22 protein-coding genes are annotated in these 25,884 nt (G+C 60.4%); 11 read left to right on the top strand and 11 right to left on the bottom strand.

Annotation, left to right across the window (positions count from 1 at the left end; all coding sequences use genetic code 11):
- Positions 1-7 precede the first annotated feature (7 nt).
- Complete coding sequence (locus tag KF841_11580) at positions 8-1,180, top strand: ABC transporter permease (protein MBX3395996.1); 1,173 nt, start codon at positions 8-10, stop codon at positions 1,178-1,180.
- Positions 1,181-1,206: 26 nt separating this feature from the next.
- A complete protein-coding gene (locus KF841_11575) occupies positions 1,207-1,764 on the top strand; it encodes a hypothetical protein (protein MBX3395995.1) in 558 nt (185 codons plus the stop codon).
- A 30-nt stretch (positions 1,765-1,794) separates the two neighbouring features.
- Here the strand turns inward: KF841_11575 and coaD are convergent, their stop codons facing one another.
- The 5 genes from coaD to ald all read right to left on the bottom strand — a co-directional run bounded on the left by coaD (position 1,795) and on the right by ald (position 7,501).
- The gene (coaD, locus tag KF841_11570; GenBank protein ID MBX3395994.1) at positions 1,795-2,313 is read right to left on the bottom strand and encodes a pantetheine-phosphate adenylyltransferase; all 519 of its coding nucleotides are present in this window, start codon (positions 2,311-2,313) and stop codon (positions 1,795-1,797) included.
- Positions 2,314-2,460: 147 nt separating this feature from the next.
- Positions 2,461-3,669 carry an ABC transporter permease gene (locus KF841_11565; GenBank protein MBX3395993.1) on the bottom strand — a complete coding sequence of 403 codons (1,209 nt, stop codon included), beginning with the start codon at positions 3,667-3,669 and terminating at the stop codon, positions 2,461-2,463.
- A gap of 151 nt (positions 3,670-3,820) precedes the next feature.
- Positions 3,821-4,579: an ABC transporter ATP-binding protein gene (locus tag KF841_11560; protein ID MBX3395992.1), complete on the bottom strand. Its 759-nt coding sequence runs from the start codon at positions 4,577-4,579 to the stop codon at positions 3,821-3,823.
- 138 nt (positions 4,580-4,717) lie between these two features.
- Positions 4,718-6,226 carry a biotin/lipoyl-binding protein gene (locus KF841_11555; protein MBX3395991.1) on the bottom strand — a complete coding sequence of 503 codons (1,509 nt, stop codon included), beginning with the start codon at positions 6,224-6,226 and terminating at the stop codon, positions 4,718-4,720.
- Between the two features lie 168 nt (positions 6,227-6,394).
- Positions 6,395-7,501, bottom strand: coding sequence for an alanine dehydrogenase (gene ald / locus KF841_11550; protein ID MBX3395990.1), 1,107 nt, complete (start codon positions 7,499-7,501; stop codon positions 6,395-6,397).
- Positions 7,502-7,729: 228 nt separating this feature from the next.
- Here ald and KF841_11545 point away from each other — a divergent pair, with 228 nt between their 5' ends.
- The 3 genes from KF841_11545 (at position 7,730) to KF841_11535 (ending at position 11,090) form a co-directional block, all read left to right on the top strand.
- A complete protein-coding gene (locus KF841_11545) occupies positions 7,730-8,242 on the top strand; it encodes a hypothetical protein (protein ID MBX3395989.1) in 513 nt (170 codons plus the stop codon).
- A 198-nt stretch (positions 8,243-8,440) separates the two neighbouring features.
- Positions 8,441-9,556, top strand: a complete 1,116-nt coding sequence (locus tag KF841_11540; protein MBX3395988.1) for a hypothetical protein — start codon at positions 8,441-8,443, stop codon at positions 9,554-9,556.
- A 52-nt stretch (positions 9,557-9,608) separates the two neighbouring features.
- Positions 9,609-11,090: a sigma-54-dependent Fis family transcriptional regulator gene (locus KF841_11535; protein ID MBX3395987.1), complete on the top strand. Its 1,482-nt coding sequence runs from the start codon at positions 9,609-9,611 to the stop codon at positions 11,088-11,090.
- Between the two features lie 48 nt (positions 11,091-11,138).
- Here the strand turns inward: KF841_11535 and KF841_11530 are convergent, their stop codons facing one another.
- On the bottom strand, positions 11,139-12,326 hold the full coding sequence (locus tag KF841_11530; GenBank protein ID MBX3395986.1) for an HRDC domain-containing protein: 1,188 nt from the start codon (positions 12,324-12,326) through the stop codon (positions 11,139-11,141).
- A gap of 580 nt (positions 12,327-12,906) precedes the next feature.
- Here KF841_11530 and rpmE point away from each other — a divergent pair.
- The 4 genes from rpmE (at position 12,907) to KF841_11510 (ending at position 16,209) form a co-directional block, all read left to right on the top strand.
- Positions 12,907-13,143, top strand: a complete 237-nt coding sequence (rpmE, locus tag KF841_11525) for a 50S ribosomal protein L31 (protein MBX3395985.1) — start codon at positions 12,907-12,909, stop codon at positions 13,141-13,143.
- A gap of 130 nt (positions 13,144-13,273) precedes the next feature.
- Positions 13,274-14,368 carry a peptide chain release factor 1 gene (gene prfA, locus KF841_11520; GenBank protein MBX3395984.1) on the top strand — a complete coding sequence of 365 codons (1,095 nt, stop codon included), beginning with the start codon at positions 13,274-13,276 and terminating at the stop codon, positions 14,366-14,368.
- Between the two features lie 282 nt (positions 14,369-14,650).
- Positions 14,651-15,667 carry a class 1 fructose-bisphosphatase gene (gene fbp / locus KF841_11515; protein ID MBX3395983.1) on the top strand — a complete coding sequence of 339 codons (1,017 nt, stop codon included), beginning with the start codon at positions 14,651-14,653 and terminating at the stop codon, positions 15,665-15,667.
- A 107-nt stretch (positions 15,668-15,774) separates the two neighbouring features.
- Positions 15,775-16,209 carry a CBS domain-containing protein gene (locus KF841_11510; GenBank protein ID MBX3395982.1) on the top strand — a complete coding sequence of 145 codons (435 nt, stop codon included), beginning with the start codon at positions 15,775-15,777 and terminating at the stop codon, positions 16,207-16,209.
- Positions 16,210-16,290: 81 nt separating this feature from the next.
- Here KF841_11510 and KF841_11505 read toward each other — a convergent pair whose 3' ends face one another.
- Complete coding sequence (locus KF841_11505) at positions 16,291-18,582, bottom strand: nitric-oxide reductase large subunit (protein MBX3395981.1); 2,292 nt, start codon at positions 18,580-18,582, stop codon at positions 16,291-16,293.
- Positions 18,583-18,697: 115 nt separating this feature from the next.
- On the opposite strand from KF841_11505, the gene KF841_11500 reads away from it, so the two are divergent.
- Complete coding sequence (locus tag KF841_11500; protein MBX3395980.1) at positions 18,698-19,177, top strand: Rrf2 family transcriptional regulator; 480 nt, start codon at positions 18,698-18,700, stop codon at positions 19,175-19,177.
- 127 nt (positions 19,178-19,304) lie between these two features.
- Here KF841_11500 and KF841_11495 read toward each other — a convergent pair whose 3' ends face one another.
- From KF841_11495 to KF841_11485, 3 genes are all read right to left on the bottom strand, one after another.
- Positions 19,305-20,963: a lipopolysaccharide biosynthesis protein gene (locus tag KF841_11495; protein MBX3395979.1), complete on the bottom strand. Its 1,659-nt coding sequence runs from the start codon at positions 20,961-20,963 to the stop codon at positions 19,305-19,307.
- A gap of 190 nt (positions 20,964-21,153) precedes the next feature.
- Positions 21,154-22,314: a CpsD/CapB family tyrosine-protein kinase gene (locus tag KF841_11490; GenBank protein ID MBX3395978.1), complete on the bottom strand. Its 1,161-nt coding sequence runs from the start codon at positions 22,312-22,314 to the stop codon at positions 21,154-21,156.
- A 162-nt stretch (positions 22,315-22,476) separates the two neighbouring features.
- Entirely contained in the window at positions 22,477-23,019 is a 543-nt protein-coding gene (locus KF841_11485) for a hypothetical protein (protein ID MBX3395977.1), read from the bottom strand.
- Positions 23,020-23,272: 253 nt separating this feature from the next.
- On the opposite strand from KF841_11485, the gene queA reads away from it, so the two are divergent.
- Positions 23,273-24,334 carry a tRNA preQ1(34) S-adenosylmethionine ribosyltransferase-isomerase QueA gene (gene queA / locus KF841_11480; GenBank protein ID MBX3395976.1) on the top strand — a complete coding sequence of 354 codons (1,062 nt, stop codon included), beginning with the start codon at positions 23,273-23,275 and terminating at the stop codon, positions 24,332-24,334.
- Between the two features lie 78 nt (positions 24,335-24,412).
- On the opposite strand, the gene KF841_11475 is transcribed toward queA, so the two are convergent.
- A complete protein-coding gene (locus tag KF841_11475) occupies positions 24,413-25,855 on the bottom strand; it encodes a hypothetical protein (GenBank protein MBX3395975.1) in 1,443 nt (480 codons plus the stop codon).
- Positions 25,856-25,884: the final 29 nt, after the last annotated feature.

Raw genomic sequence — 25,884 nt, 5'->3', positions numbered from 1 at the left:
GCGCCGCATGCGCCGATTGCCGATTGAGTATGCCGTTCGCAACCTCGGACACTCACCCGTCCGACTGGTCCTGCTGGTCCTTGGGAGTGCCACGGTTCTGACTCTTGTCATCGCGGCGGCGGCATTCGTGCGAGGCATGGACGCCGCGCTGCGGTCGACCGGCGGCCCCCACAATGTGGTCCTGGTCGGCGCGGGCAGCGAGGAATCGTTTGAGCGAAGCGAGGTCGACAGCGGTGCCGCCGGGGAAATCGCGGCGAGCCTGCGCGGCATCCGAAGCCGCGCAGGCACGGTATATCTTTCACCCGAAGTGCACGCCCAACTCCCCCTGAAGGTTCGCGCCGACCAAATCAAGGGGCCGCTTGCAATGATCCGAGGCGTGGTGCCGGCAGCCATGCTCGTGCATGAATCCGTACAGATCGTGGACGGGAGATTCCCTGAAACCGGTGCGGACGAAGTGATGATTGGCCGAATGACCGCAACGAAACTCGGCGTACCCGATGCCGATTTGGCGATAGGCAAAACGATGATAATCGACCATCGCTCGTGGACAATCGTCGGCCGCTTCGCCGCGCCAGGCACGGTGATCGACGCGGAGGTCTGGGTTCCGCTCACGGATCTGAAGCAGGCCGCGAAGCGTTCATCCGATTCCTGCCTGGTCCTGACGCTGGATCCGACGCAGACCGAATTCGCGGATGTCGCCGCTCTGACAAAGACGCGAGTGGATCTCCAGCTTGCGTCTGTGCGTGAAACGGACTACTACCGGCGATTGGCAGATTTTCTTGCACCAATACGCATGGTCGCCTGGGTTACGGCGGGACTGATTGCCGTCGGCGGACTCTTCGGTGGAATGAACACGATGTATGCCGCATTTGCATCACGCGCACGCGAATTGGCGGCGCTGCAATCGATCGGCTTTCGGCGAAGCGCGATTCTGATTTCGCTCATCCAGGAATCGTTGCTCGCCACTATCACCGGCGCACTGATCGCCTCAGCGATTGGGGTCCTGGTGCTGAATGGCGCCGCCGTTCGATTCTCAATGGGCGCGTTCGGACTGCGCGTCGATTCAACAGTGCTGCTGGCCGGGCTGATATCGGGAATCGCCATGGGACTATTCGGCGCGTTGCCGCCGGCATGGCGATGCCTGCGATTGGAAATTCCCGTTGCATTAAAAGCCGTATGATAACTCTTAAACCGAAGGAGTATGCGATGAATCCAGAAACGAAGCGATCGATTGCCTGCACGGTAATCACTGCACTCGCATTGTTGACCGCATGCGACAAGCGACCGGCCGACCCATCGCGAAGCGGTGGTCCTGCCGCGGTCTCGACCACCCCCGGACTTCCGACCGGCCTGTTTCTTGCCACTGAACCCGCCAATGCAAGGACCGTGGAGGAAGTGAAATCCGCTGCGAAGACCGGCGACAAGGTCGTCGTTCGCGGCCGCATCGGCGGAAGCAAGGCGCCATTCGTGGAGGGTCGCGCGGTATTCACGCTGATGGGCGCGGGGCTGGACGCCTGCTCCGACAAGCCTGGTGACGAATGTGCGACACCGTGGGACTACTGTTGCGATACCGCGCCTGACATTGCAAAGCACTCAGTGACCGTTCAGGTGGTGGATGCAAACGGCGCCCCGGTCAAAGCGGAAATCAGGGGAATACAGGGTCTGAAGGAATTGAGCGAGGTCGTGGTTGTCGGCAAACTCACCCAACTCGATGACAAGGCAACCATCATCGCGGCGGATGCAATGCACATTTCGAAGCATTGAGAAGCGCCAGGCCGGGAGCAGCCGGCACCGTCAGTCGTTCGGTTGCGCGATGTTGAGTTTCCGACGCAATCGACCAACCACGCTGGCCGGAATCAATCGTTCGATCCGATTGCTCTCCAGTCCGCCCATCTCCGCGATCTGCCGAATGAGGGTACCACTGATGAGCGCTGTCTGATCATCAGTGAAGAGGAAAACCGTCTCGACATCCCCGGCAATCATATTGACGTTGGCCTGTCGAAGTTCATTCCGCAGATCGTCGGTGTCTCGAATGCCTTTGACGATCACATCCGCGCCCTTGTTCTTGACGTAGTCCATCGTCAAGCCGGTGTAAGACTCGACCTCCACGTCCGTTGCGTCATTGAGCAGTTCACGGAGCATCTCGACACGCTCTGCGGCCGTGAACAACGGAGACTTCTCCGGATTGACGCCGACAGCCACAATCGTGCGATCGAACAATCGCCTTGCTCGGTCGATGATTCCGAGATGGCCTTTCGTCGGAGGGTCAAACGTTCCGGCGAATACGGCGATGCGAGGGCGTCGGTTCGGCATAGGGCACCAGGAACTGTCAACGTGAACTCAGAAACAGGGCGATGCGAATGAGCCGCGCTCGACCGATCGGCGCGATGGTCAACACTGTGGCATTCGACCGCCGGATCCGCTCCATCCGCTGAATTCTAACGCCCGATTTCGCGGGCTCTACTCATACCGCAGCGCCTCCACCGGGTCGAGCCGCGACGCCTTCCATGCCGGATAAATCCCGCTGACGATGCCGGTGAATGTGGCCATGGCGAGGGCGGCCGCAATCGACCACGGCGTCGTAAGCGTCTCGAAAACGCGCGTCAGCTTCTCGATGGTATTCGCCATGCCCCAGCCCATCGCCACGCCCAGCGCGCCGCCAAGAAACGAGACAAAGCTGGCCTCGACGAGGAATTGCTGCATCACATCCAGCCGCTGCGCACCCATCGCCATGCGAACTCCGATTTCACGCGTGCGCTCGGTCACCGCAACCAGCATGATGTTCATGATGCCGATTCCGCCGACGACAAGGCTGATTCCCGCGATTGAGCCCAGGACGACGCCGATGATCTTCTGAAACTGGCCAAATTGCTGCACGAATTCCTTCTGAGCCTGCACCTGGAAATCGTCCTGATGTCCGGCACGAATCTTGTGCCGCATGCGCAGCAGCTTCTTAATGTCGCTCTTCCCGGCCTCGATGTCGGCGTCGGATGCGGACCGTGCCTCCGCAATGATGGTCTGAATGTACTTCACTCCATAGACCTTCTCCATCGCCGTGGTGATCGGGATGATGATCTGGCGATCAACGTCCGTGAAACCGACGTTGCCTTTTTCCTCCATCACGCCAATGACGGTCAACGTGCGAGTCCCAAGCGCCCCAAGACCGGAGATCTTGATTTTTTCCTCAATCGCAGGCCTGCCGCCGAAAAGCTCTTCCTTCACCTTCGAACCCAGGACGACAACGCTGGCCTTCCCCTGCACGTTCGCACGAGAGAAAAACTCGCCCTCGACAACGTTGTGATTGTTGATCAGCGGATACGCCTCGGTCGCGCCCAGAATCGACGCATTCGTTGACTTCGATCGGAATTTCACCGTGACGGAGTTGTTGATCTGCGGCATGGCGCGAGAAATCGTATCCTGGCAGTTTCGCTCTATCGCGTAGGCATCATCCAGCTCCAGCGAATCGAAGTTGCCAACCGCCCGGCGGTTACGCCGCTCGACCTCCGGCATCACGTAAAGTTTGTTGGACCCCATCGATTCGAAGCCCGTCGCCATGCGAGCGCTCATGCCTTCAAGAATCGCCATCGCCGCCACAACCGCGGCGACGCCGATGATGACTCCAAGCGTGGCCAGAATGCTGCGCAGCGGATGAATCCAGAGACTACGCATCGCCATCATGCAGACACGAAAAAAGAACATAACAGCCAACAGCGTAAGGAGTCGCGAAATCGAGGGTCACCGCCATCCCTCGTCTCGGAGTCGATTGTTCGGAGTCCCGGATGCCGCGCCAGCCACTCGCTCGACACGACCTCACCGATCGCTACACACTCGCCGGCCTCGCCATTGGCGGAGGCGAACGGCGCGGCGGCCTCGGCAAATGCGAAACGCCCAGCTCGTCGCGCAAGGCGTCATTGACCGGACGGTCATCAATGATCTTGCCGTCACGCATTCGGATCACGCGCTCCGCCTGCACGGCCACATCCATCTCATGCGTCACAAGCACGATCGTGACGCCCGATGCATGCAGATCGTGGAAAATGCCCATGATCTGCTCGCCCGTCCGCGTGTCCAGATTGCCCGTTGGCTCATCGGCCAGCAGAATCTTCGGTTCGTTGACGATCGCCCGAGCAATCGCGACACGCTGTCGCTCGCCGCCGGACAACTCGCTCGGCGTGTGCGTGCCACGCTTCGCCAATCCCACCTTCTCGAGCGCACGCAGCGATGCCTCGCGGACCGCCAGCTTCCTCGCGTAAAACAGCGGCACCGCCACATTATCAATCGCGCTGGTTCGCTGAATCAGATTGAATGTTTGAAACACAAAGCCGATCTTCGTGTTTCGAACGACGGCCAGTTGACGATCGCTCATCGCACTGACCAACTCACCGTCGAGGTAGTACTCGCCGCTGCTGGGCCGGTCGAGACAACCGAGCAGGTGCATCATCGTGCTCTTGCCGCTGCCTGACTGCCCCGTGATGGACACCATCTCGCCGGCGCGGATTGTCAGATCGACACCGTCCAGCGCGCGGACGACCGTACTGCCCATGACGTAGTGCTTGGAGAAGTTCCGGATTTCTATCAGCGGCGATTGCAATGGCGTCTCGTGCGCAAATAAACCAATTCGCAGGTACTGCCGGGCTGTTCCGATTTCAAATGAGCAACTCCTGACGCGACACAGACTTCTCGTCGTTGCCGAATCCGGCCGCGATCACCGATCGGATCAACCCTCGGTCTGGCGACGCTCCTTGTCCGTCAGTTGAGGTCGCTTCGTCCAGACCTCCTCACCTTCCTTCAGGCCGGACACCACCTCGGTATACGAACCGTCGGTCGCACCGATCTTGACCGGAAGCTTCTTTTCGCCCCACCGATCACTCTTGCTCTCGCGATGGGGCACATAGACGTAGCATTGCCGACCTTCGCTGGAAAGCGCCTCATTCTTCACGAGTACAACACCGCGCTTGGTCTCAGTCTCGAACTCAAGGTCAGCCTGAAGACCATTCAACTTCTCAAGGTCTTCGCCCAGAAGTCGTATGCGCACCTTGAACGTCACTGCATTGGTCAAGCGCTCCGGCGCCGGCAGAATCCGCTCGATCACGCCGACATACGTCTCCGTGCGATACGCATCCACAGTCACGGTCACAGGCCGGGCGCGAACCGAAATCCCCTCCGCCTCAATCGCACGCTTCTCAGCCTCACCCAGCAGCGTCTGCTGTTCGTCCGGACTGAGTTGCTGGCCGGAGGCACTCGCACGCTCGATAACTTCGCGAGCCTTCCGAACATACTCTGACTCTTCAAGCTTCTGCGTCTTGCCGGGACGAGCATAGTCCGGGGCGATCTCGCGAATCTCACCGATGTCCGCCTCGTCGATCTGGGCGATGACGAACATCGCGCTGACGTCCGCCAGCATCATCAGGGGCGTGCCGCCTGTCAGCGACTGCGTACCGCTCTGAATCGCCTCGCCAACGCGCGTCTGAATGCTGTAAACCATTGCGTCCGCCGACGCACGAACGACCGTCTCATCAAGCCGCTGCTTCGCATCTTCCAGGTTCTTCACGGCCGTCAGATGCGCCGCCTCTGCCTGGGTCACATCCTCTTCCGCGCTCTTCAGCAGAACCTTCTCATTGTTCTCCGAAGTGATGACGTCGATCTCCGCCAGTTCAACGGCGGCCAGTGCGCTCTCGCGGCTGGCGGTCACCGTCACGATTTCCTGCTCACTGTAGGTGCCGGCGTCATGCAGATCGCCGACCATCTTCATGACCTTGTCATACTGGAATTGAGTCGTCGCTAGACGGGCCCGGGCATCACTCAGGCGAGCCTGGGCCGTTCGAGTCTGGTTCGGAAGGTCCACGCGGGCCTTCTCCAACGCGATCTTCGCCTTCTCAAGACCCGACTGCGAGCGATCAACTTCCGACTGCCTCGCTTCGACCGCACGCTTCTCATCCACCGGATCGAGCACGACAAGCACATCGCCCTTGCGAACCATCTGGCCTTCCAGCACCGGAATCTGATCGACGATGCCGCTGGCCTTCGACTTCACCTGGATATACTGTGCTGCCTCAACCACGCCCGTCGCCGTCACCGGAATGACCAGATCCCCGCGGCTCGTCTTGTCGCGAATGCCGTCAAGCCAGGGATTCGACATCGACAGCAGGTTTGACTGGCTGATCAGTAAGAACCCACCGAAAAGTACGCCGAGCACGATTAGAAAGATGATGATTCCGCGACTCATGAGGATCCTGATTCGTCTGACTCTTTGCCCGCCCGGAGTACCAACGAGCAGCCAATCGCCCTAAGGTCATCACGCAAGACGAGGCCCCGCTGCCGCTCGTCACCTAAACGGCGGCCAAGCCGAAATCTCTCGCCGATCCGCCCTTCAGCAGTCCGCCGCAATGAGATGTTATGGCTCCCACGCGCGATATTCCAAGCCGAAGGTCTCCGCCACGTCGCGGTTGACGAGCATTCCTTTGTGGATGTCGACGCCCGCGGCGAGTCCGGGATCGGCCTTGCACGCGGCCTGATAGCCCATGTTCGCCAGCCGGAGGGCGTAGGGCATCGTGGCGTTGGTCAGCGCGAAGGTGCTTGTTCGCCCCACGGCGCCGGGCATGTTGGCCACACCGTAATGCACGACATCGTCTACGATGTACGTCGGATTGTCGTGAGTCGTGGGACGAATCGTCTCGCAGCAACCGCCCTGATCAACGCCGACGTCCACGATCACCGCGCCGGGTTTCATCGTCTTAAGATGGTCACGACGAATCAGAACCGGGCAGCGCGCCCCCGGAATCAGCACCGCCCCAATCACCAGATCAGCCTCGCGAAGGTGGTATGCGATCAACGCCGGATCACTGAACAACGGCGTGACATTCGCAGGCATAACATCCGACAGGTATCGCAGGCGCTCGAGGCTGACATCCATCAACAGCACATGCGCGCCCAGGCCGGCGGCGACCTTCGCCGCATTCGTACCGACCACGCCGCCGCCGAGAATCAAAACCGTCGCAGGCTCCACGCCCGGCACTCCACCGAGCAGAATGCCGCGGCCCATCATCGGCCGTTCAAGATACTTCGCCCCCTCTTGAACGCTCATCTTGCCGGCAACCTCGCTCATGGGGGTCAGCAGCGGCAAGGTGCCCTTCCGGTCGCGCACGGTCTCATAAGCGATGGCGACGCACCCGCTGTGAAGCACGCCTTCCGTCAGTTCGCGGTCGGCGGCGAAATGAAAGTAGGTAAAGAGGACCTGATCGCGGCGAAGTGACTTGATTTCGACCGGCTGAGGCTCCTTTACTTTCATGACCATCTCGGCCTTGGCCCAGACATCCGATGCGCGATCGACCACCTTCGCGCCTGCCTCGACATAGTCCTGGTCGAGAAAACCCGAACCCGCTCCGGCGTCCTTCTCAACCAGGACTGAGTGCCCGGCCTGTACGAACGCAGCCGCCCCGGAGGGAATCATTCCTACGCGATACTCGTGCGGCTTGATCTCTTTAACGACGCCAACGATCATGGTATTGGAGCTCCGATGACATCCGACTCGCCGCCGAAACTTGGATCCCCCGAACGGGCAGGGGCCGTGGACCGGCCAAGTTCTTCAGACGGGCCGCTTCGAAGGGCCGAAGCGCGGAGCAAGATGCTATTCCAACGGCTCAAACCTCGCAACGGCGAGAACAGCCCAGCGACCCTTTTCGGGCTCCTCACAGCAATTTTCGCCGGTCCGGGCTGCGCGACACAGGATATGTCGCTGCAGGTCTGGAATGACAGCGCAAAGCTCGAACGGACCAGCCGATTCAGCGTCCAGGAGGAAGGCATGGGGCGGCAATGGTTTGTGCGGATACTTCGCTCCGCCGCAATGCCTCCGGGTTGCACCTACCAGCTATCGGACCGATTCGATTTCGTCATCGTGACCCGCGCCGAACAATGGGATCAGCTCGCCCGCGCGACCAACCTCGACGCAGCCGGCCACCGCCCCGATTTCAGTCGCGGCGTGGTCGTCGGATTGGCGGCACGCATCGGCGAGTCACGACCGGATCAATGGCCCATCGTGGTGTCGTCAGTGCGACAGCGCGGCCGCGTCGCGTTTCTGTATGGCGAATTTCGCGACGGCTTCTATCGCCCGCTTATGGTGCCGCCATATTTGCACCTCGTCTATGTTGCGAATATCGAAACACTCCTCGGCGTGAAAATCAACCAAATGTTGTTCGGATTCAACGTCGAGATCGAGCAGTTGAACCAGGCGGGCATCCGCTAGCCCGCATGGACATCCGATAAGCCGCCACAGACTCCCCTCAGCGCGATAACGTTGCTCCGAATCAACATTTGATGTCGCACCCAGTCCGGCTGACCGATGTATCCGCCAGCCGGAGTGGCTCCCGCGCACCGGCCCGTACAGATTTATCAACACGGATCAGCAACCGCGGCACCGCGGAAGGATCGGTCAGTCACCACGATGGTCGAACGTTCACAAAAAACGACAACGCCGAACGCCGAACGCGGGCTCGAAGGCAACCCTGCGATTCTCAGCACGGTCTTCGATTCGCTCGCCGCGGGCCTTATCGTTTTCGATCGTAATCTGCGCGTGGTCTCACGAAACCGGGCGGCTACCCTGCTGCTGCCCGATGCGGACCAGGTCGCAGACCTCATGACCCAGCTCACCATCGAAGGCACATGTATCGACTGGCAGTCCGAACTGCGGGCCATCATTCAATCGCCCCACTCGCGGCATTTTGACGCCCTCGCGCCGCGTGGACGCGACCAGTCTGACAGCTATCTCTCCGTCACGATCTGCCCGCTGCGCGATGGCGACAGCGTCGACGCGCTCGGAGGTCTCATCACCGCCGAGGACGTGACCGCTCGCATCAGCATGGAACGCAGGCTTGCCGTTTCGGAACGTCTCGCGGCCGTCGGAAAGCTGGCGGCGCGCGTCGCCCACGAGTTGAACAACCCCCTCGACGGAATCCTGCGTTTCACGAATCTCGCCCGACGGCACATCGAACCGTCCGACGACGAGCCGCAAAAGCGCTATCTCGAGAACATCAAAAGCGGCATTCAGCGCATGGCCCAGATTCTCGCGTCGTTGCTGGAGTTCTCTCGTTCAACCCCCGGCGCGCATGAACAGGCGACAATCAACCAGATCGTCGAAGACGCGCTGTCCGCCATGGAAGGGCGCATCCGCGAAAGCGGCGTGACGGTCGTGTGCAATTTTCACCATGCGGACATGCCGATCGTAAGGGGCGCCAGCCTGTTCCAGGTGCTCTGCAATCTCGTAAAAAATGCGGTCGACGCCATGCCCCAAGGCGGCACCCTCACGATCTCAACCGATCTCGTCGTGGCCGATGTCGTGATCGTTGTCGAGGACACCGGCGTGGGGCTGCCTGCCGACATGGAAAGAATTTTTGAGCCGTTCTACACCACGAAGACGGGCGGCCGCGGAACGGGATTGGGCCTCGCGGTGTGCCGCGAACTCATCGAACGAATCGGCGGCAGCATCGCCCCCGCACGCCGGGCCCCCAAGGGCACCACGATGACGGTCCGAATGCCGCGGCGCGCCTGCACCGGCGAGTAACGCACGAAATGTGCCGTCGAAAGGCTGGCGAAACAGGAGGAGGATGCGGATCATGAATCAATCTCGAACCAGCGCAAACCGTCATGGCAGCGCCCAGCCTCGCACACTGGACACCGCAACCGAAAAGAACGCCTCGCGCGTGCTGATTGTCGATGACGATCGCATCATCGTGGATTCGCTTGCGGAATTGCTCCGCGTCGAAGGATACGACCCCGTTGGCGTCTACTCCGTGAAGCAGGCTGTCGAGCAACTCGCTCGCGGCGGATTTGCCATCGTCATCTCTGATGTCAACATGCCGGAATCCGACGGCTTCGAACTGCTTCGAATCGTCCGCGATCGACACGCCGACGTCGTCCCGATCGTCATCACGGGCTACGGAACCATCGAATCGGCCGTCGAAGCAATCAAGATGGGCGCGTACGACTACCTGACCAAGCCCATCATCGACGATGAACTGCGCCTGGTGCTCGAGCGCGCGCTCCAGCAGCAGTCGCTCATCCGCGAGAACAAGTCGCTGCGACAGCGCCTGGACCTGCGCTACTCGCTTGATCGCATCATCGGCCACGACTACAGGATGCTGAAAATCTTCGACATGATCGAAGCCGTCGCCGACACGAAAACGACAGTGCTCGTCTCAGGCGAATCGGGCACGGGAAAGAGCCTCATCGCACACGCGCTGCACCATCGATCCGACCGGGCCGCGGGACCTTTCGTGGAAGTCTCCTGCGGCGCCATCCCGGAAGGCCTGCTCGAATCCGAATTGTTCGGGCACGTCAAAGGCAGCTTCACCGGCGCGGTCAACAACAAAGACGGAAAGTTCAAGGCGGCCGAAGGCGGCACGATCTTCCTCGACGAGATCAACTCCGCTTCTCCGGCGTTTCAGGTCAAATTGCTGCGCGTCTTGCAGGAGAAATGCTACGAACCTGTTGGATCGAATGAGACCGTGAAGGCGGATGTTCGCGTGGTGCTTGCGTCGAATGTCAACCTGGCGGAAGAAGTGTCGCAAGGCCGATTCCGACAGGACCTCTACTATCGAATCAACGTGGTCACCATCCAGATGCCCTCGCTGGTCGAGCGACTGGGAGACATTCCCCTGCTCGCACAGGCCTTCCTCAAGAAGTACCGCGCCGAAGTCAAACGCGAAATAATCGATTTCACGCCGCAGGCGATGCAGACTTTGCAGGCCTATCACTGGCCCGGAAATGTTCGCGAACTGGAAAACGCCGTCGAGCGGGCGGTGGTCATGTGCCGCGACCGCTACATCGATGTGCCCCATCTGCCCGCACAGGTCCTTAATGACGCACCAGCGAAAGACGCTGACGGAACACCACTCGGCGATTTCGAATACAAGCCGATGCCCCTCAAGGACGCGCTCGAAGAACCCGAAAAACGAATCATCGAAGCCGCCCTGAGGCTCAACAACTGGAACCGCCAGAGCACCGCCGAGATGCTCGATATCAATCGAACCACACTATACAAGAAAATGAAGCACTACGGACTGGAATACGACCCGCTCAAACACGGCACGCGATAGCTGCCAGCGCCTTCGCAAATAGTGCAAGCACTCGACCGCCTCTGACGGCTAATCACCGTATTTAAGCCGCAGCAGCCCGGCGCTCTCGCTACCCACGCGAATCGTCCGCCGCCCCGTCATGATCCCTTCAAGCAGCTCGCCGACCGCTTCACGGCGCCAACCGGCACCGAATGGATGCCCATCCAGCTCCGCGCCTTCGCGAGTGAACGAACGAATATAGGCGCGAAGCGACTGTTTCTTGCTGAGCAGACCATATGCCAAGTCATTGGCATTGCAGAAATCAAACAGTACGGCGGTCAACAGCGAGATCATCACCTGTTCAGTGTGCGTGTCTTCCTGGTTCGGCAGCTCCGGCCACTCACTCTGCGGAAGCCGCTTCGCTCGTTCAATCGCCTCGGCAAGAAGCTGCAAAGCCGACACACTCAGGTTCATGCCCCGCAGCGTCTGCATTCTCTTCACGTCCGTCCAGCCGCGACGGGCAATTTCCACCAGCAGATGATCCTTCAAAACCACCCGCGCCGGCCGGTTGTACTGCCTCGCGATCTGCTCCCGCGCCTCGACCAGCGCATGTGCGATCGCCAACTCCCGGCCCTCCAGCGATCCCGAGCCGCGCAATCGCCGAAGCTTCTGAACCTCTTCCTCCGGTTCGGCCGCGGACTTGCAAAGCCCGTCGCACTCCTCCCAGAGCCACGCCGTCCGGCCAAGCATCTCCAATCGTCCGTGAACGCGCTCGTAAATCGGCCTCAGGTGAATCACGTCTTCGACTGCATACTTCAACTGCTCGCCACTGAGAGGGCGCTGCCGCCAGTTCGATAAAGTCTGCGATTTGTGTATCTTCTGGCCCAGCGTTGACATCGCCAGCCGCATCAGGCTGATTGGATAATCCGTACCGACAAAACCGGCAGCCACCTGCAAATCAAATACCCGCGCCGGCGGCTTGCCGATCTGATCCCAGCACTGGGCAATGTCCTCGCTCCCGGCATGAACGATGACAAGCACATCCTTGTCCGCGATCAACTCCCAGATCGATGTAACATCCAGACCGCCCAGCGGATCAATCAGGCAGCACGTGTTGTCATATGCCAACTGAATGAGGCACAATTCCGGCCGAAACTGGTCTTCCCCCACGAATTCCGTATCAAACGCGCACCAGCCAGCCGCGCGCGCGCCGCGGCACATCGCCTCCAGTTGATCGGCGGTCGTCACGAGTTGGACCTTCGCAGGCGCGGCGCCCATCAGCGGCTGACTCCCCTGGCGCCGACCGGCTGCATACGCAGTTCGAAGGCGGACACCGAATCAGAATTCCAGTTTAGACCAACCGATATCGCCGGAAAAGCGGAAAGGACGCTTTTCGCATCGCACGACCGTCATCGCTTCAGAATTCAATGGTGCCCGCGCGGATGAACACACGATTCACGACGATTCGATCGGATCGCCACACACGATCGAAGATCCCCCGAAGCGCAGCCGGACCACCGGTCCCATCAAAATTGGTTGCCGCTGAGACCGGCCGAATGATGTCCCCCAATCCGTGCCGCCCCGAGAACAGGTCTTCATTCGCCGCCGCAGCGCCCGCGCGACACGAAGCGATCGGCCACCAAATGACCGACCCGGTCACTCCCAAGTGCTTAATATCGCATAGGTTACCATCTCCCGAGCAGGCCCCCAACAAGGACGGTCCTCCGCACGAATCCACCAAATTCCGACACGGCCCCTCGGGCGGCCTTGAGCGATTCCGTCCGCCGGAGTACATTACGGTGCTCGCGACTGAAGGTGCGTTTCGCACACCAGCGCGATGAATTGAGAGGCTTTGACCATGAAGGAAGACATCCACCCAAAGTATTTTGAGGACGCCGAGGTCAGTTGTGGTTGCGGCAACAAGTTCCGCACCGGCAGCACCTTGCAGAAGATCGCCGTCGAAATCTGCTCCGCCTGTCATCCGTTCTTCACCGGCTCTCAGAAGTTCGTCGACACCGCCGGCCGCGTTGAAAAGTTCCAGAAAAAGTTCGGCGGAAACTACTTCAAGACAGACAAGAAGGCCGCCAAGGCCTAGCAATCACCAACACGCATTCCGCGCCGTTGCCGATGCGACGAACGATCGACGCGTCGGTGGCGGCGTGTTCGTTTAGTGTCAAGTCGATTGCGCCGCGTCTTGCCCGCGCCAGGCGCGAAAAGATTCTCCGATGTCCGATTTCGACGCCAACCCGAAATTCCTCGCCAAGCTCGACGAAATGTCGAAGCGATTCGACGCCATTTCCGACGAGATGTCTCTGCCCGAGACCGCTGCCAATCCCGCGCGACTCGTGAAGCTCTCCAGGGAGCACGCCGGACTCCGCCGAATGGTCGAACCCTATCGCTCGTTCCGAAAAATCGTCGATCAGCTCAACGATGCCGAAGCGCTTCGCGACGACGACTCCAACGACCCCGAAATCCGCCAGATGGCCGAAGCCGAAATTCCCGAACTCAACGCAAAGGCCCGCGGCATCATGGACAGGCTCATCGACGATCTTATCGCGGGCGACGAGGCGACCGTCGACTCAATCATTGTCGAAATCCGCGCGGGCACCGGCGGCGACGAAGCCGCGATCTTCGCCGGCGATCTTTTCGAGATGTACTCACGCTTTGCCGCCAATAACGGCTTCAAGGTCGAGACGCTCGATGCCTCGCCCGGCGAACACGGCGGATTTCGCGAAGTAGTCTTCAACGTAAAAGGCGATGGCGTCTACACCCATTTCGGCTACGAAGCTGGCGGGCATCGTGTGCAGCGCGTTCCGCTAACCGAAACGCAGGGCCGAATTCACACCAGCGCCGCAACCGTGGCAGTCCTTCCGGAAATCGAGGAAACCGAAATCAACATTAACTGGGAGAAGGACGTCCTCGAACATGTCAGCCGCGCGGGTGGACCGGGCGGACAGAACGTCAACAAAGTCTCCAGCGCCATCAAGCTGGAGCACATCCCGACCGGAATCACCGTCTCCATGCGCGACGAAAAAAGCCAGCACAAGAACCGGGCCAAAGCGCGCCGGATTCTCGCCAGCCGCATCAAGCAGCACTTCGATTCGATCGAACGCGCCAAGCGCGAGTCCGCCCGAAGAACAATGATCGGCTCGGGCGATCGCAGCGAACGAATCCGCACCTACAACTTTCCCCAGAATCGGTGCACCGATCATCGCGTCAACGTGAACTACTCTCTGGAAAAAGTGATTCGCGGCGAACTCGACGAGATCGTCTCAGAGCTTCGAAGACACGATCGCCAACTCGCACTGGCCGGCGCCTAAAACGTTTCTCCTGATCAGAAACCCGGTCATGCCCCCCACTCCCCGGCCATTCCGCAACTTCCCGCATCGCGCTAATCCCGGACAGGCGGCCCGGCCCGACAACAGGTCCGCGACCACACGATTCGCTGTCACACCGTTCGCTGGTGGGAATTTCGTAATGTGCATCTCCCACCCAATCCGATTGAATCGACATCCGCCCTGCGATTAGTCTACAGGTTCAATGCGTCGCGGCGGACATTCGGGTTCGCGCAATCTAAGGAATGCGATTCCAGGAGACAAGACGTGACCCAGTTTGTACAGACACCGACCGAACGCAGCTTCTGCACGGTTGAACAGCATATCCTGTCGAAGCAGGGTGAACACGATCATGCGACCGGTGCGTTCAGCTCGGTGCTCGTCGGCATCACACTGGCCGGTCGAATCATTTCCGCCAAGGTGCGCCGCGCGGGAATCCTCGAAGTGCTTGGCGAAGCGGGAGATGTCAACGTTCACGGTGAACAGCAACAGAAACTGGACCTGCTCGCCAACAAGGCGCTCGAAGCCTGCCTCTGCTATCGCGAGAGTGTCGGCATCATTGCATCAGAAGAACTCGACGAACCCAGAATCGTCCGCGAGGCGTCCGGCAAATATGTCGTAATTTTCGACCCGCTGGACGGCTCAAGCAACATCGACGTCAACGTCTCCGTCGGTACGATTTTCTCGATATTCGAGCGCGACCCCGAGCAGGCAAAGGGACGCGACCCCATGAGCGACGTGCTTCAACCCGGAAAAAGGCAGGTCGCGGCGGGATACATCGTCTACGGCTCCAGCACCGTCCTCTGCTACACCACGGGCGATGGTGTCCACATGTTCACGCTTGATCCTTCGGTCGGATCATTCGTCCTCGCACAGGAAAATGTGCGAATGCCGCTGAAAGGCAAGTACTTCAGCGTGAACGAGGGAAATTTCAATTCGTTCCCGGCCGGCGTCCAGTCCTATCTCAACTGGTGCAAGAGCGAAGAGGCCGGCCCGTACAATGCAAGATACATCGGCTCAATGGTTGCCGATTTTCACCGAACTCTCCTGCGCGGCGGAATCTTCCTATACCCGCCGACGGCCCGTTCACCCAAGGGCAAACTGCGCCTGATGTACGAGGCCAATCCCATCGCATTCATCGCCGAACAGGCCGGCGGTCGCGCAACCGACGGCTCGCGGAACATCCTCGAAAAAGTGCCCGGTTCGCTGCACGAAAGAACGCCGCTTTTCGTCGGAAGCGAGACCGAAATCGAGCGAATCGAACGATTCATGCGGGATGGCTGAGCCGGGCCTCGTAATTCGTCGGCGTTTTTTCTGGCGGATTCTTCGCGCGACAGCTTACAATAATCCATATGGGGGGCGCGGACTCGGGACTTCTGGAGGACCGGTGTATGGCTCTCGTCCAGCATGTACTCGATACCAAGGGAAACGCCGTCTGGACCGTCAGCAAAGATCAGACGGCACACGATGCCGCCCGGCTCATGCACGAGCGGCATATCGGATCGGTCGTCGTCATGAACGGCGACGTGATCCTCGGAATCTTCACCGAACGAGACTTGATGAACCGGGTGGTCGCCGAAGAACGAGATCCCAAAACCACCCGCGTCGCCGATGTCATGACCGCGCGTATTGCGATCTGCTCCCGCGATACAACGCTCGAATCCTGTCGCTCGGCGATGACCCGCCACAAAATCCGGCACCTGCCCGTCGTCGAGGACGGAAAGCTCCTCGGAATCATCTCCAGCGGCGACATTCTCGCCCGCGAACTCAAGGATCAGGAAGAGACGATCCGCTATCTGCACGAGTACATGCTCGGACCAAACTAAACACACGCCTCATTCATCAAACTGCCCGGAACCACCCCGCTCTTTCCATTTGAACCCAACGGAATCAAACCCTGTCTCGGGTCATCCGCCCGCAACGGGATTGGGAACGGCCGATGATACATCTTTGCGATCCGATTCGATGGACCACCCGGTCTTCAGCCCGAGGATGAACCAGCCCAGCGACAGAATACCGACCGCGAAGATGGTATCGCCGACGACGCGCATCCATCGCAGTTTCTCCATAAGTGGTGTCTGCATGAACTCGGCGGAGCGGGCATACCACATGCCGCGCTCAACACTCGCCCACGCCTGCATCAATCCCACGGGGAGCAGACTCAGCAGAACCATCAAGGCCAGCCCTGCATTAACGCACCAGAATGCAACCGCCAGGGATCCCGTCTTCCACGCTTTTTCGGTCGCAAGCCCTCGAAGACAGAAAAGCATCAGTCCCATCCCGAGCATTCCATAAACACCAAACAACGCGGTATGGCCGTGGACAGGCGTCGTGTTGAGTCCCTGCATGTAATACAACGCGATCGGCGGATTGATGAAGAACCCGAAAAGCCCCGCGCCGACGAGATTCCAGAACGCAACCGCCACGAAGAAATAGATCGGCCACCTGTAAGCGGATACCCACGGCTTCGCGCGGCTCAGCGACAGGTTCTCATAGGCCTCAAATCCAATAAGCACCAGCGGAACAACCTCGAGCGCGCTGAAACACGCGCCCAGCGCCAGAACAGCCGTCGGAGTCCCCGTGAAATAAAGATGATGGAATGTCCCGATGATGCCCCCGCTGAGAAAAATGGTGCTCGAGAAAAGCACCGCTGCCGTGGCCGTGGCGGTCTTCAGCAGGCCCATGCGCGTGAAGAGGAATGCGATGACGACCGTCGCAAAGACTTCGAAGAAGCCCTCAACCCAGAGATGCACCACCCACCATCGCCAGTATTCGATGACGGCCAGATTGGTCTGGCGGCCCCACATCAGTCCCGCACCGTAAAACATCGCAATGGCCGCGGACGAAATGAAAAACATGGACAACAGGCCGCGGTGTTCACCCGGACGCCGCAGCGCCGGCCACATCGCCCGCCCCATCAGGAACAGCCAGATGAACAGGCCGGCGAGCAGAAAAATCTGCCAGAACCGACCAAGATCGACATACTCCAGACCCTGATGGCCGAACCAGAAATTCGCAACATACCCAAGCTTCTGCTGAACACCCATCCACTGCCCCGCCAGCGATCCAACCACGATGACCAGCAGGCAGACAAACAGCACATTGACGCCCAGTCGCTGAAATTTCGGCTCATAGCCTGAAACGGCCGGCGCAACAAAAAGCCCCGTGGCCAGCCATGCCGTTGCGATCCAGAAAATACCGAGTTGCGTGTGCCATGTTCGAGTCACCGAGTATGGCAGAATCTCCGCCAGCTTGATTCCGTAGAAGCCGCCGCCTTCGACGCCGTAGTGCGCCGTCACGGCGCCAAGCCCGACCTGAACGACAATCAGCGCGGCAACCACCCAGAAGTACTTCAGCGTCGCTCGCATCGATGGCGTCGGCTTCATTGCAAGCAGCGGATCCCGCGAGGGAAACTCCCTCGCCTCCTCCGGCTTGGAACGCTCAACGGCGAAATGCCAGGCCAGCGCGCCAATTCCTGCAAGCAGCAGTACGAAGCTGATGACGGACCAGACCACGATCGAACCAGTGGGCTGATTGCCGATCAGCTCCTCCGCCGGCCAGTTGTTGGTATAGGTGATCTCCGAGCCTGGCCGATTCGTACCGCATGCCCAGGCGGCCCAGAAAAAGAACGCGTTCAATGCCTCACGACGCTCCGCCGTCTTAATGCTGTTCACCGGAATGGCGTAAGCGTCGCGCAGCCCGTCAAGAGAGGCGTCGTCGCCGAAGAGGCCCGTATAGTGCCGACCGACCGACCGAATCGCCTCCGCACGAAGGGGAGAAATGCGAATCACATCGTTCTTCGCATCATAGGTGTTCGTGCGAATCTCGCGGCGCAGTCGCTCACGCAGCCCGGCTTGCCGCTCCACCCCCAGCTCCGCGTAAGTCCGGCCGCCCTCTTCCTTCGCCCACGAATCAAGCAGCCATTCGCACTCACGATGCAGCCAGTCGGCCGACCAGTCAGGAGCGACGTAAGCCCCGTGCCCCCAGACGGTGCCAACTTCCTGACCCCCAATCGACTGCCACACATTCTGGCCGTCACGAATCTGCTCGCCGCTGAAAATCACCACGCCGTCCGTCGTCACGACCCGACTCGGAATCGGAGGCGCTTGCTGAAAAATCTCGTATCCGTAGTAGCCGAGCACTGAAAAAGAGCAGCCGATCACCAATCCAAACGCCGCCCAGAGTTTCTTGTTCTTCATTCAAGCCAGCCTCCATATTTATTAATTGGATCCAAATATCCAATTTACCGCGCAAGACTACACGATATAATTTGGATGTCAAGATCCAATTAGCCGAACCAGGAGGCCGTCCTGCATGATTTCCCCGACCGCCGAGTACGCCCTGCGCGCCATCGTCGCAATCGCCCAGGCCGAAGGTCAGGTGGCGACGACGCAGTGGATTGCCGGTGTGACGAAAGTGCCGCCCGGCTACCTGCCGAAAGTGTTGCAAATACTTGTAAAAGCTGAGCTTGTGGTATCAAGACGTGGGATCGGGGGCGGTTTTCGGCTCGCCATACCTGCCAACAAAATGTCAGTTTTGAGCGTGATAAACGCCGTAGAACCCATCAAACGAATCACGACTTGCCCGCTCGATATTCCCTCGCACGGCTTGAATCTCTGCCCGCTCCATCACCGCCTCGACGAAGCGATCGCCCTGGTGCAGTCCGCATTTCAGGCAACAACGATCAGTGAACTCCTGGCACAACCCGGCCGCAGTACACCCTTCTGCGAAAAAAGCCCCATCGCGGGCGTGCCGCTTCAGATCGGAAGAATACCCAGCAGTGAAACGCCTTAGTCGTCGTTTGCGGTTTGCCCCCTGTCGACTCGGCCGGCCGAATCACGCGGCCGATTCCTTTCACCCCCGCACCCAGCGAAAAATGCGGGCACATGCCCGCAAACGGTTGGCGATCGAGCGAACGCAATCAGTTCGGCCGGCCCGCATCACTGCGCCTGCCTCTCCAGACTGATCTGCCTAAATGGCTGATCGCCCCAAAGGCAAAGCCCATCATCCTTTGACGCTCCGGACCGTCGAAGATCAGATCGGTCCATTTCGAGGTGATGATCACGGCGGCCGTTCCGATGGCAAGCAGCCCCGAATGCGTGGCCAGCAGAAGCGGCAGGCAAAGAGTGACGTAGCTGCCCCGATCGAGATGGGCGCCCTCCGATCGAACAAGCAGCACGCACACGACCGTCGCTATCATCATGGCGGCGGCCGCACACCAGGCGGCGCCATGCAACCCCATCGGATCCGAGAACGAGGGCGCTAATATCCATGCGACCGCCTGCCCGACTCGCTGCCATGCGACGCCGGCCATGACCGCCTCGAACCGGCCCGGCCGTGCGAGGCAGAATGCGAGCAGGACATTGGCGACGATCCCCGCGGCCCAAGCCCAGAATGCGTGTCGCGTTTTTTCGCGGAGCGCGAAATGTCCGGGCAGAAACGCCAGGTAACCCGCGAGGAGCGTGAAGAGCAACTGCAACGGCAGCGACTCCGCTCCGATCGCGTAATCACTCCGAAACAACTTCATGACCCAGTGCTTGCCCAGCGCGAGGGCCGCACAGATCAGGAACAACCCGATGCCCGTGCCGCGAAACGCCAGGGACAACTGCCGCTCCGCCGCTTCACGGCCCTGGGATTCCCATGTTTTCGTGACGGTGGTCATCGCAACCGTCGACACGGCCACGGCCCCGATAAGGATCAACTGTGCGATCTTCTGCACCGTTCCGAATACGGCGACCGACTCGTTACCGTGCGTCTTGTTCAAATACCATGTTGCATAATACTGAAGTGCCTGCCACGTGACACCCGAAAGCGCCGTCCAGATACTGAAGCGCAGCAGCCTCCGCTCCCAGGCGGCCCCCGAAAGCGGTGACGCCTGCGCGCGCCACGTCCTGATGACGCGGGCGAGCTTTCCGCCATAGTAAGCGACCGGCAGAAGGATTGATCCGCCGAACAGCGCTGTCAGCGCCAGCGCGCTGAGCCGTCCGGCATAAATCATGGCGATCGCTCCGACAAAAAAGAGCACCGCGTGCCACACTTCAAGGCGCGACAACGCACTGAACATGCGCAGCCCCTTGAAGAACGCGAGCAGATAGAAGTAGGCGACTGACAGCGCAATGGTCACGCTTGTCATGATCGCCATCGCGCGCGCGTCACCGCGAAATTCCGCGCGGACGGCGGGATCGTCGATCACCTGCGCGAAGAACAGCTCTCCAAGCCGCGTGGCGAAGATCATCATGAGGCCCGTTGTCGCGGCGGTGACCGCGGCAACGAGCAGAAGCGATCGCCGGAAGAATGCCGCGAGCGTGCCGCGCTCTTCATGATGAGGCACGAATCGCGTGACCGCGTCGTTCAGGCCGAAGCTGCACAGCGGAATCAGGACGCTGATGATCATCAGGATGACATTGAGCAGACCCATCTGCTGCCGCGTCATGAACCACGTCAGCAGCAGAATGCGGGCGAAATTCAGAAATCGGAAAGTGACTGTCGCCGCCAGGTATGTGCCCATCGACTGGGCAAGGCCGGTCGGCCGAAAGCTGGCGAAGCGGCCGCCGTCGGCGGACAGCGCGTCATTCTCCACCGGCGAAGCCTCCAGCGACGGGCGTCCTGTTTTGCGCCGCTACGCGAACAAAGGCGGAGAACACCGGGGGGGGAAAAGGCAGGTCGGCCGTCATGAGTCGCGTCGTGTCCAGATTGAAGCATCCGGGACCGTGCGGACCGGTGCTGGTCAAGTGGCCCTCGCTCGCGGGCGCCGCCAAGGCCCCGTCCATTCAGGCGATCCGATAGAGCAGATCCGGAATGGGATCGGCGCGACGATTCAGCACCAGCCCCAGACATCGCACCTGCGCCAGATCGAGGCGCTTCTTCGCGTCCGCGACCGTTTCGCGCGGCGTGCTCCCGCCGCTGATCACCAGCAGCGCGCCATCCACACGGGAACCGACGATCTGCGCATCGGGGTACAAATCGCTCGACGCGACATCAATAATGACATGATCGAAACGATCGCGAATCTTTGTGACGAGCGCCTGCATCTGGCGGCTCTTCATCAAGCTCAGCGGATGCGCGGGCATTCGGCCAGAAGCGACCACGCTGACGGTCCGGCCATTGTCCAGCGGCACCGATTGAATCGCCTGCTCAAGCGTTGATCGACCTTCGAGCACGTCCGTCACGCCTGGCTCCGAGCGCACGCCCAGCACCGAAGCCACATCGGGATCGCGAAGATTCAAATCCACAATAGCGATACGCAGTTCCGGGTTCGATTCGGCGCCGATCATTCCAAGTGAACAGGCAACCTGCGTCGCGCCGTCGCCCCGGCGCGCGGCGGTTACGACCACCGCCTTCGGAGCAGCGCGGTCACCAGAGAAAAAGACGTTATTCCAAAGCCGCGATATCTCGCCTTCGGCGCCGTCATTCACCCGGCGGACGCCCGCCTGGCCGCGACGCGCCCCGGAATCCGCCGACCTGGGTCGCGGCGAAGGTCCAGTTGATGGCTTCAGAAGGATCGGAGCACTGCCCGCAATCATGCCTTCGAACGGTGAGGCGGCCATGGGCCGATCGGATTCCGACTCTTCATCCGGTCCGAACTCATCATGCGAAGACTCTGACCGCGCTTCCGGGCCCGGAGACACGATCTCAACATCGATCCCTTCATCGAATTCGGATTCGGATTCGGTCTGGACCTGATCGGCTTCTCCAGAATCGTCGAGATGACGGATTTCGTCGATCGCCTCACCGATCTTCTCGGTTTCGTCTTCCCACGCCAATTCCGGATCGCGGCTGAAAATGGACTCTTCATCGTCGGCGGGTGACGGAATCTTTCGTTCTGGGCGGTCCTGCGGCTCCGGCGGCGGCCAGATTTGCTCCGGCTCCGGGGGCGTCGAGAAATCCTCGTCGTCCGCATCGAAGGGGTCTTGTTGCGATCGGTCGGGCACGAGGAAGGCTCCAATGGCCACATTGTGCCTTTTTCAATCGGCACGCCAATGATTATCGGCAATTCAGCCGTATGGATTGTGGCATGGACCGGATTGCAAGGAAAGTACCGGGCCTGAAGAAGCGAACGCGCAGAAAGTGCCGGAACCGATTCGCCCAAGCGACTAATTGAGCATGAGCTTCAAGCCGCCGGGGCCGTCCTCGCCGCTTTCCCACTGCTTGCGAACGAGTCCCAGCCCGTAGACACAGTATTCGAACTGCTCGCTCAGTTGCCGCAGCACGCCCGCCGCCGGATTCGACGAATCGGTGCTCAGCTCCGACGCGATGGCGTAAGAACGTTTCCCCTGATCGAAGAAGTTAATCAGGTCGTCTCCGGGGTGGCGCCGTTGTAAACGACGCAGATTCTCCGGATATACGCCGGTCCAGAATAGCGTGTAGTCCCCGATGTGGCGGTGATAGGTTCGCCGTCGCTCGTTGTGGGAGGTGGCCGCATTCACCTCGGCCGCACACAACATGGCGGCGATTTCCTCGACAGGCCGTCCGTCGGCGACCAGATTGATGCGTTCGACGTGAATAAAATCAGTGAGAAGATCGGTCACATATTCGAGCAAGGTCGGCTCGGCGATTCCGATCTCCGCCTGAAAGCTGCTCTCCACGAGGCCGGCGAACCAGCGGTGCAACGCATGATCTTTGGGTATCAGTGACATCCTGCAAACCTCCACAGTTTCACTGCCTGTGACCAGACAGCAGCGCCCCGCGGCGTCATATCGTCTGGACACGACAGCGCGTGGGTGGTTGGCGTTGACTGTCGGATTTCCCCATCTCAGGACGCGCTCGCGAGGCGAACGGCCCCATCTGATAATATCGTAGAATTCGTTCGGGCCGCAGTAAAGTTTTGCGGCAGAGGTTTGCGAGGATTCCGGCTTATCGGAATGCGTGTGGCGCGAAAGGGTGATTGCGATCAAGACGAGCGAACTGCAATTCGAGCTGCCCCCCGAGCTGATCGCCCAGGCGCCGCTGCCGCAGCGCGACGCCTCGCGCCTGATGGTGGTTGATCGGCGGGCCCGCACAATCGCGCATCACGCCTTTCGAGACATCGTCCTGTTTATCAGCCCACAAGACGCGATTGTGCTGAATCGGACCCGGGTGATGCCCGCGAAATTCACCGCGCGCCGCGTTTCGGGCGGCCGCATCGGCGGACTGTTCGTTCAGGAGCTTGAACCCGGCCGCTGGCAGGCCATGCTCAGCGGCGTCAGGAAACTGAAGGAAGGCGAATGGCTGATTCTCGAAGATCCGACCGGCCGCAGCGGCAAGCAATGGAAGCTGTGTGTCGAGCGGCGGCATGATCGCGGCCTGTGTGACGTGGCCGTAACACCTCCGCAGCCCGCCGCCAGAATTCTGGATGTCGTCGGCGTCATGCCGCTGCCACCCTACATCCGCCGGGCCGCCGACTCAGCCGACGCGCTGGACCGCCTCGACCGGGAACGATACCAGACCGTCTTCGCCGAGACGCCGGGCGCCGTGGCCGCTCCGACCGCCGGGCTTCACTTCACTCCGGAACTACTGCACGAACTGAGAGAAAGCGGCGTCGCCTGCGTTGACTGCGTACTCCATGTCGGGCTGGGTACATTTCAGCCGGTCGTGGTCGACGATCTGTCCGATCACGTCATGCACCGCGAATCATTCGAATTGAACGATGTCGCAGTCGAGACACTGCAGAATCGGCGCGATGCGGGTGGGCGAATCATCGCCGTCGGCACCACATCCGTGCGCGTGCTCGAATCCTGTTCGATCGGCGGGAAGCTTCGCGCCGGGACCGGCTGGACTGACATCCTCATTTATCCGCCCTACCGGTTTCAATCCGTGGACGCGCTCGTCACGAATTTTCACCTGCCGGGAAGCACGCTGATCGCCCTGGTCGCCGCCTTCGCGGGACTGGCCCTGGTTCGCGATGCGTATCAAGCCGCAATCGCCGAGCGATATCGTTTTTTCAGCTATGGCGACGCGATGCTCATCCTCTGACGGAATGAATGATCGGCGCAACACGATGCGTTGCGGCCAAACAAGATCGCGGGTGAGCGGCACGATCTCCCTGCCGATCTAACGCCGACGGATGAATCGCGTCTCGCTCTGCTGGTATAGCCGTTCCATGCGTTGAATGGCTTCATCGCCGGCGGCCACCTGGCGTTCAAAAAGACGTTTCAACTCCGCAAGATCGCTGGGCCGCATCGAAAGCGTCCGCGACCGCAGGAGCAGCAGCTTTCCGTCATCATCAAAGTAAAGCTCGGTCGGCTCCGCCATGATGCCCTCGCGCACTTCGACCCGATACGCTTTTCGATCGGTCGAATCACCCGGGAGGGTGGCCGGTCCCTTGAAATCGAAAACCTGAACGACCAGCCCCACCCGTTCATGATCGAACGACACGAACGCCATCATGCGCGGCTTTTTCATGTCCTTGACCAGGCGCGGCAGGAGCCGCATCAGTGCGCGAGAGATATACGTCTTCGGAACTTGAAATGCCGGATTCTGCTGGACGGCCTCTGAGAAGCTCCGCGATTGCCCTGAGACCAGCACGTCGTGATCCCGCAGCGCTTCCTCATAGCCATGTTCGAACTGTTCCGGCTCGTCGCCGTCGGCCGCCATCCACGATGTTGCGCTGCCCTGCCACTTTTCAATCTCCATGTCATCGCCGAGAAACGCGGAGCTTTGCATTCGGCGTGCCAGCCTGGGCGAATCGAACATCCACGACTGCTCGAAGATCTCCACGCCCGAGACCCTCGATGTGCCGACTTTCCGGCGACAAACACTCTCATACACTTCCAGCAACCCGACCGGCCGCTCGGCCACTTCGAACACGAAGAACTGAGCCGGCACGATGGACGATCGCAGTCGGTCCCCCGTGATGCCGGCAAGCCACTCGCTGCCGGCGGCCAGCGCCGCCTTCAAGGATTCATCGCTCAGAGGCGTGCCCAGCAGCCTTACCGAGCCGATCACCATCCGATAGATCGGCTCCAGCACCGGCCTGTCCGATGCCGCGACATCAAGCCGAAACAGCAGAAAATTGCGAGGCGCAATCTCGACAAGCGTCTGCATGCGAAAACGCGGCCGGCTCTCAAGTCGATATTCGACGAGCAGGGTGCCGCTCGGACGGCCGTCCATCTCGGCAATGGCGTCCCGGGTCATCTTGTGATCGGGATACTCGAGGGCGATTGCATCGGCGGCCTGACGCATCCGATCGGGCAGTGAGACACCGCGAGCGGAAACCAGATGCTCAACCGTGATCGCCGGCGGGTCCGGCGTCTCCACCGGCGCGATCATTCGCAGCAGCACCGTCCCGCGCCCGTCGAATTCGCGGCGTCGCGCGACCACCCAATCCATCGGCGGCCGAATCGATAAACCGTAACTCCCGTCGATCACGGCCTCGCCCAACTCGGCGCGAAGCGTCACTCCCCGCGACTTGTCGGGGGCGTCGTCGGGGCCGCTCGGCTGCGCGGCCGACTGGCCGATGAAATTCAGAATCAGGCCGCAGACGATGGCGAGCATTTCGATTCTCCGATGAGTCCGTCGCTTTG

Source organism: Phycisphaerae bacterium, assembly GCA_019636475.1.
Classification (GTDB): Bacteria; Planctomycetota; Phycisphaerae; order UBA1845; family UTPLA1; genus JADJRI01.
This window is presented reverse-complemented; position numbering and strand designations above follow the sequence as displayed.

What these genes read in the sequence shown, in the direction of transcription:
- coaD (MBX3395994.1), bottom strand. Translation starts at nt 2,313, where the DNA reads ATGCCGAACCGACGCCCTCGCATCGCCGTATTCGCCGGAACGTTTGAC.
- KF841_11580 (MBX3395996.1), top strand. Translation starts at nt 8, where the DNA reads ATGCGCCGATTGCCGATTGAGTATGCCGTTCGCAACCTCGGACACTCA.
- KF841_11530 (MBX3395986.1), bottom strand. Translation starts at nt 12,326, where the DNA reads ATGGGCGCCGCGCCTGCGAAGGTCCAACTCGTGACGACCGCCGATCAA.
- KF841_11555 (MBX3395991.1), bottom strand. Translation starts at nt 6,226, where the DNA reads ATGAGTCGCGGAATCATCATCTTTCTAATCGTGCTCGGCGTACTTTTC.
- KF841_11575 (MBX3395995.1), top strand. Translation starts at nt 1,207, where the DNA reads ATGAATCCAGAAACGAAGCGATCGATTGCCTGCACGGTAATCACTGCA.
- rpmE (MBX3395985.1), top strand. Translation starts at nt 12,907, where the DNA reads ATGAAGGAAGACATCCACCCAAAGTATTTTGAGGACGCCGAGGTCAGT.
- KF841_11500 (MBX3395980.1), top strand. Translation starts at nt 18,698, where the DNA reads ATGATTTCCCCGACCGCCGAGTACGCCCTGCGCGCCATCGTCGCAATC.
- KF841_11535 (MBX3395987.1), top strand. Translation starts at nt 9,609, where the DNA reads ATGAATCAATCTCGAACCAGCGCAAACCGTCATGGCAGCGCCCAGCCT.
- KF841_11545 (MBX3395989.1), top strand. Translation starts at nt 7,730, where the DNA reads ATGTCGCTGCAGGTCTGGAATGACAGCGCAAAGCTCGAACGGACCAGC.
- KF841_11510 (MBX3395982.1), top strand. Translation starts at nt 15,775, where the DNA reads ATGGCTCTCGTCCAGCATGTACTCGATACCAAGGGAAACGCCGTCTGG.
- KF841_11540 (MBX3395988.1), top strand. Translation starts at nt 8,441, where the DNA reads ATGGTCGAACGTTCACAAAAAACGACAACGCCGAACGCCGAACGCGGG.
- prfA (MBX3395984.1), top strand. Translation starts at nt 13,274, where the DNA reads ATGTCCGATTTCGACGCCAACCCGAAATTCCTCGCCAAGCTCGACGAA.
- KF841_11485 (MBX3395977.1), bottom strand. Translation starts at nt 23,019, where the DNA reads ATGTCACTGATACCCAAAGATCATGCGTTGCACCGCTGGTTCGCCGGC.
- KF841_11475 (MBX3395975.1), bottom strand. Translation starts at nt 25,855, where the DNA reads ATGCTCGCCATCGTCTGCGGCCTGATTCTGAATTTCATCGGCCAGTCG.
- KF841_11505 (MBX3395981.1), bottom strand. Translation starts at nt 18,582, where the DNA reads ATGAAGAACAAGAAACTCTGGGCGGCGTTTGGATTGGTGATCGGCTGC.
- KF841_11565 (MBX3395993.1), bottom strand. Translation starts at nt 3,669, where the DNA reads ATGCGTAGTCTCTGGATTCATCCGCTGCGCAGCATTCTGGCCACGCTT.
- ald (MBX3395990.1), bottom strand. Translation starts at nt 7,501, where the DNA reads ATGATCGTTGGCGTCGTTAAAGAGATCAAGCCGCACGAGTATCGCGTA.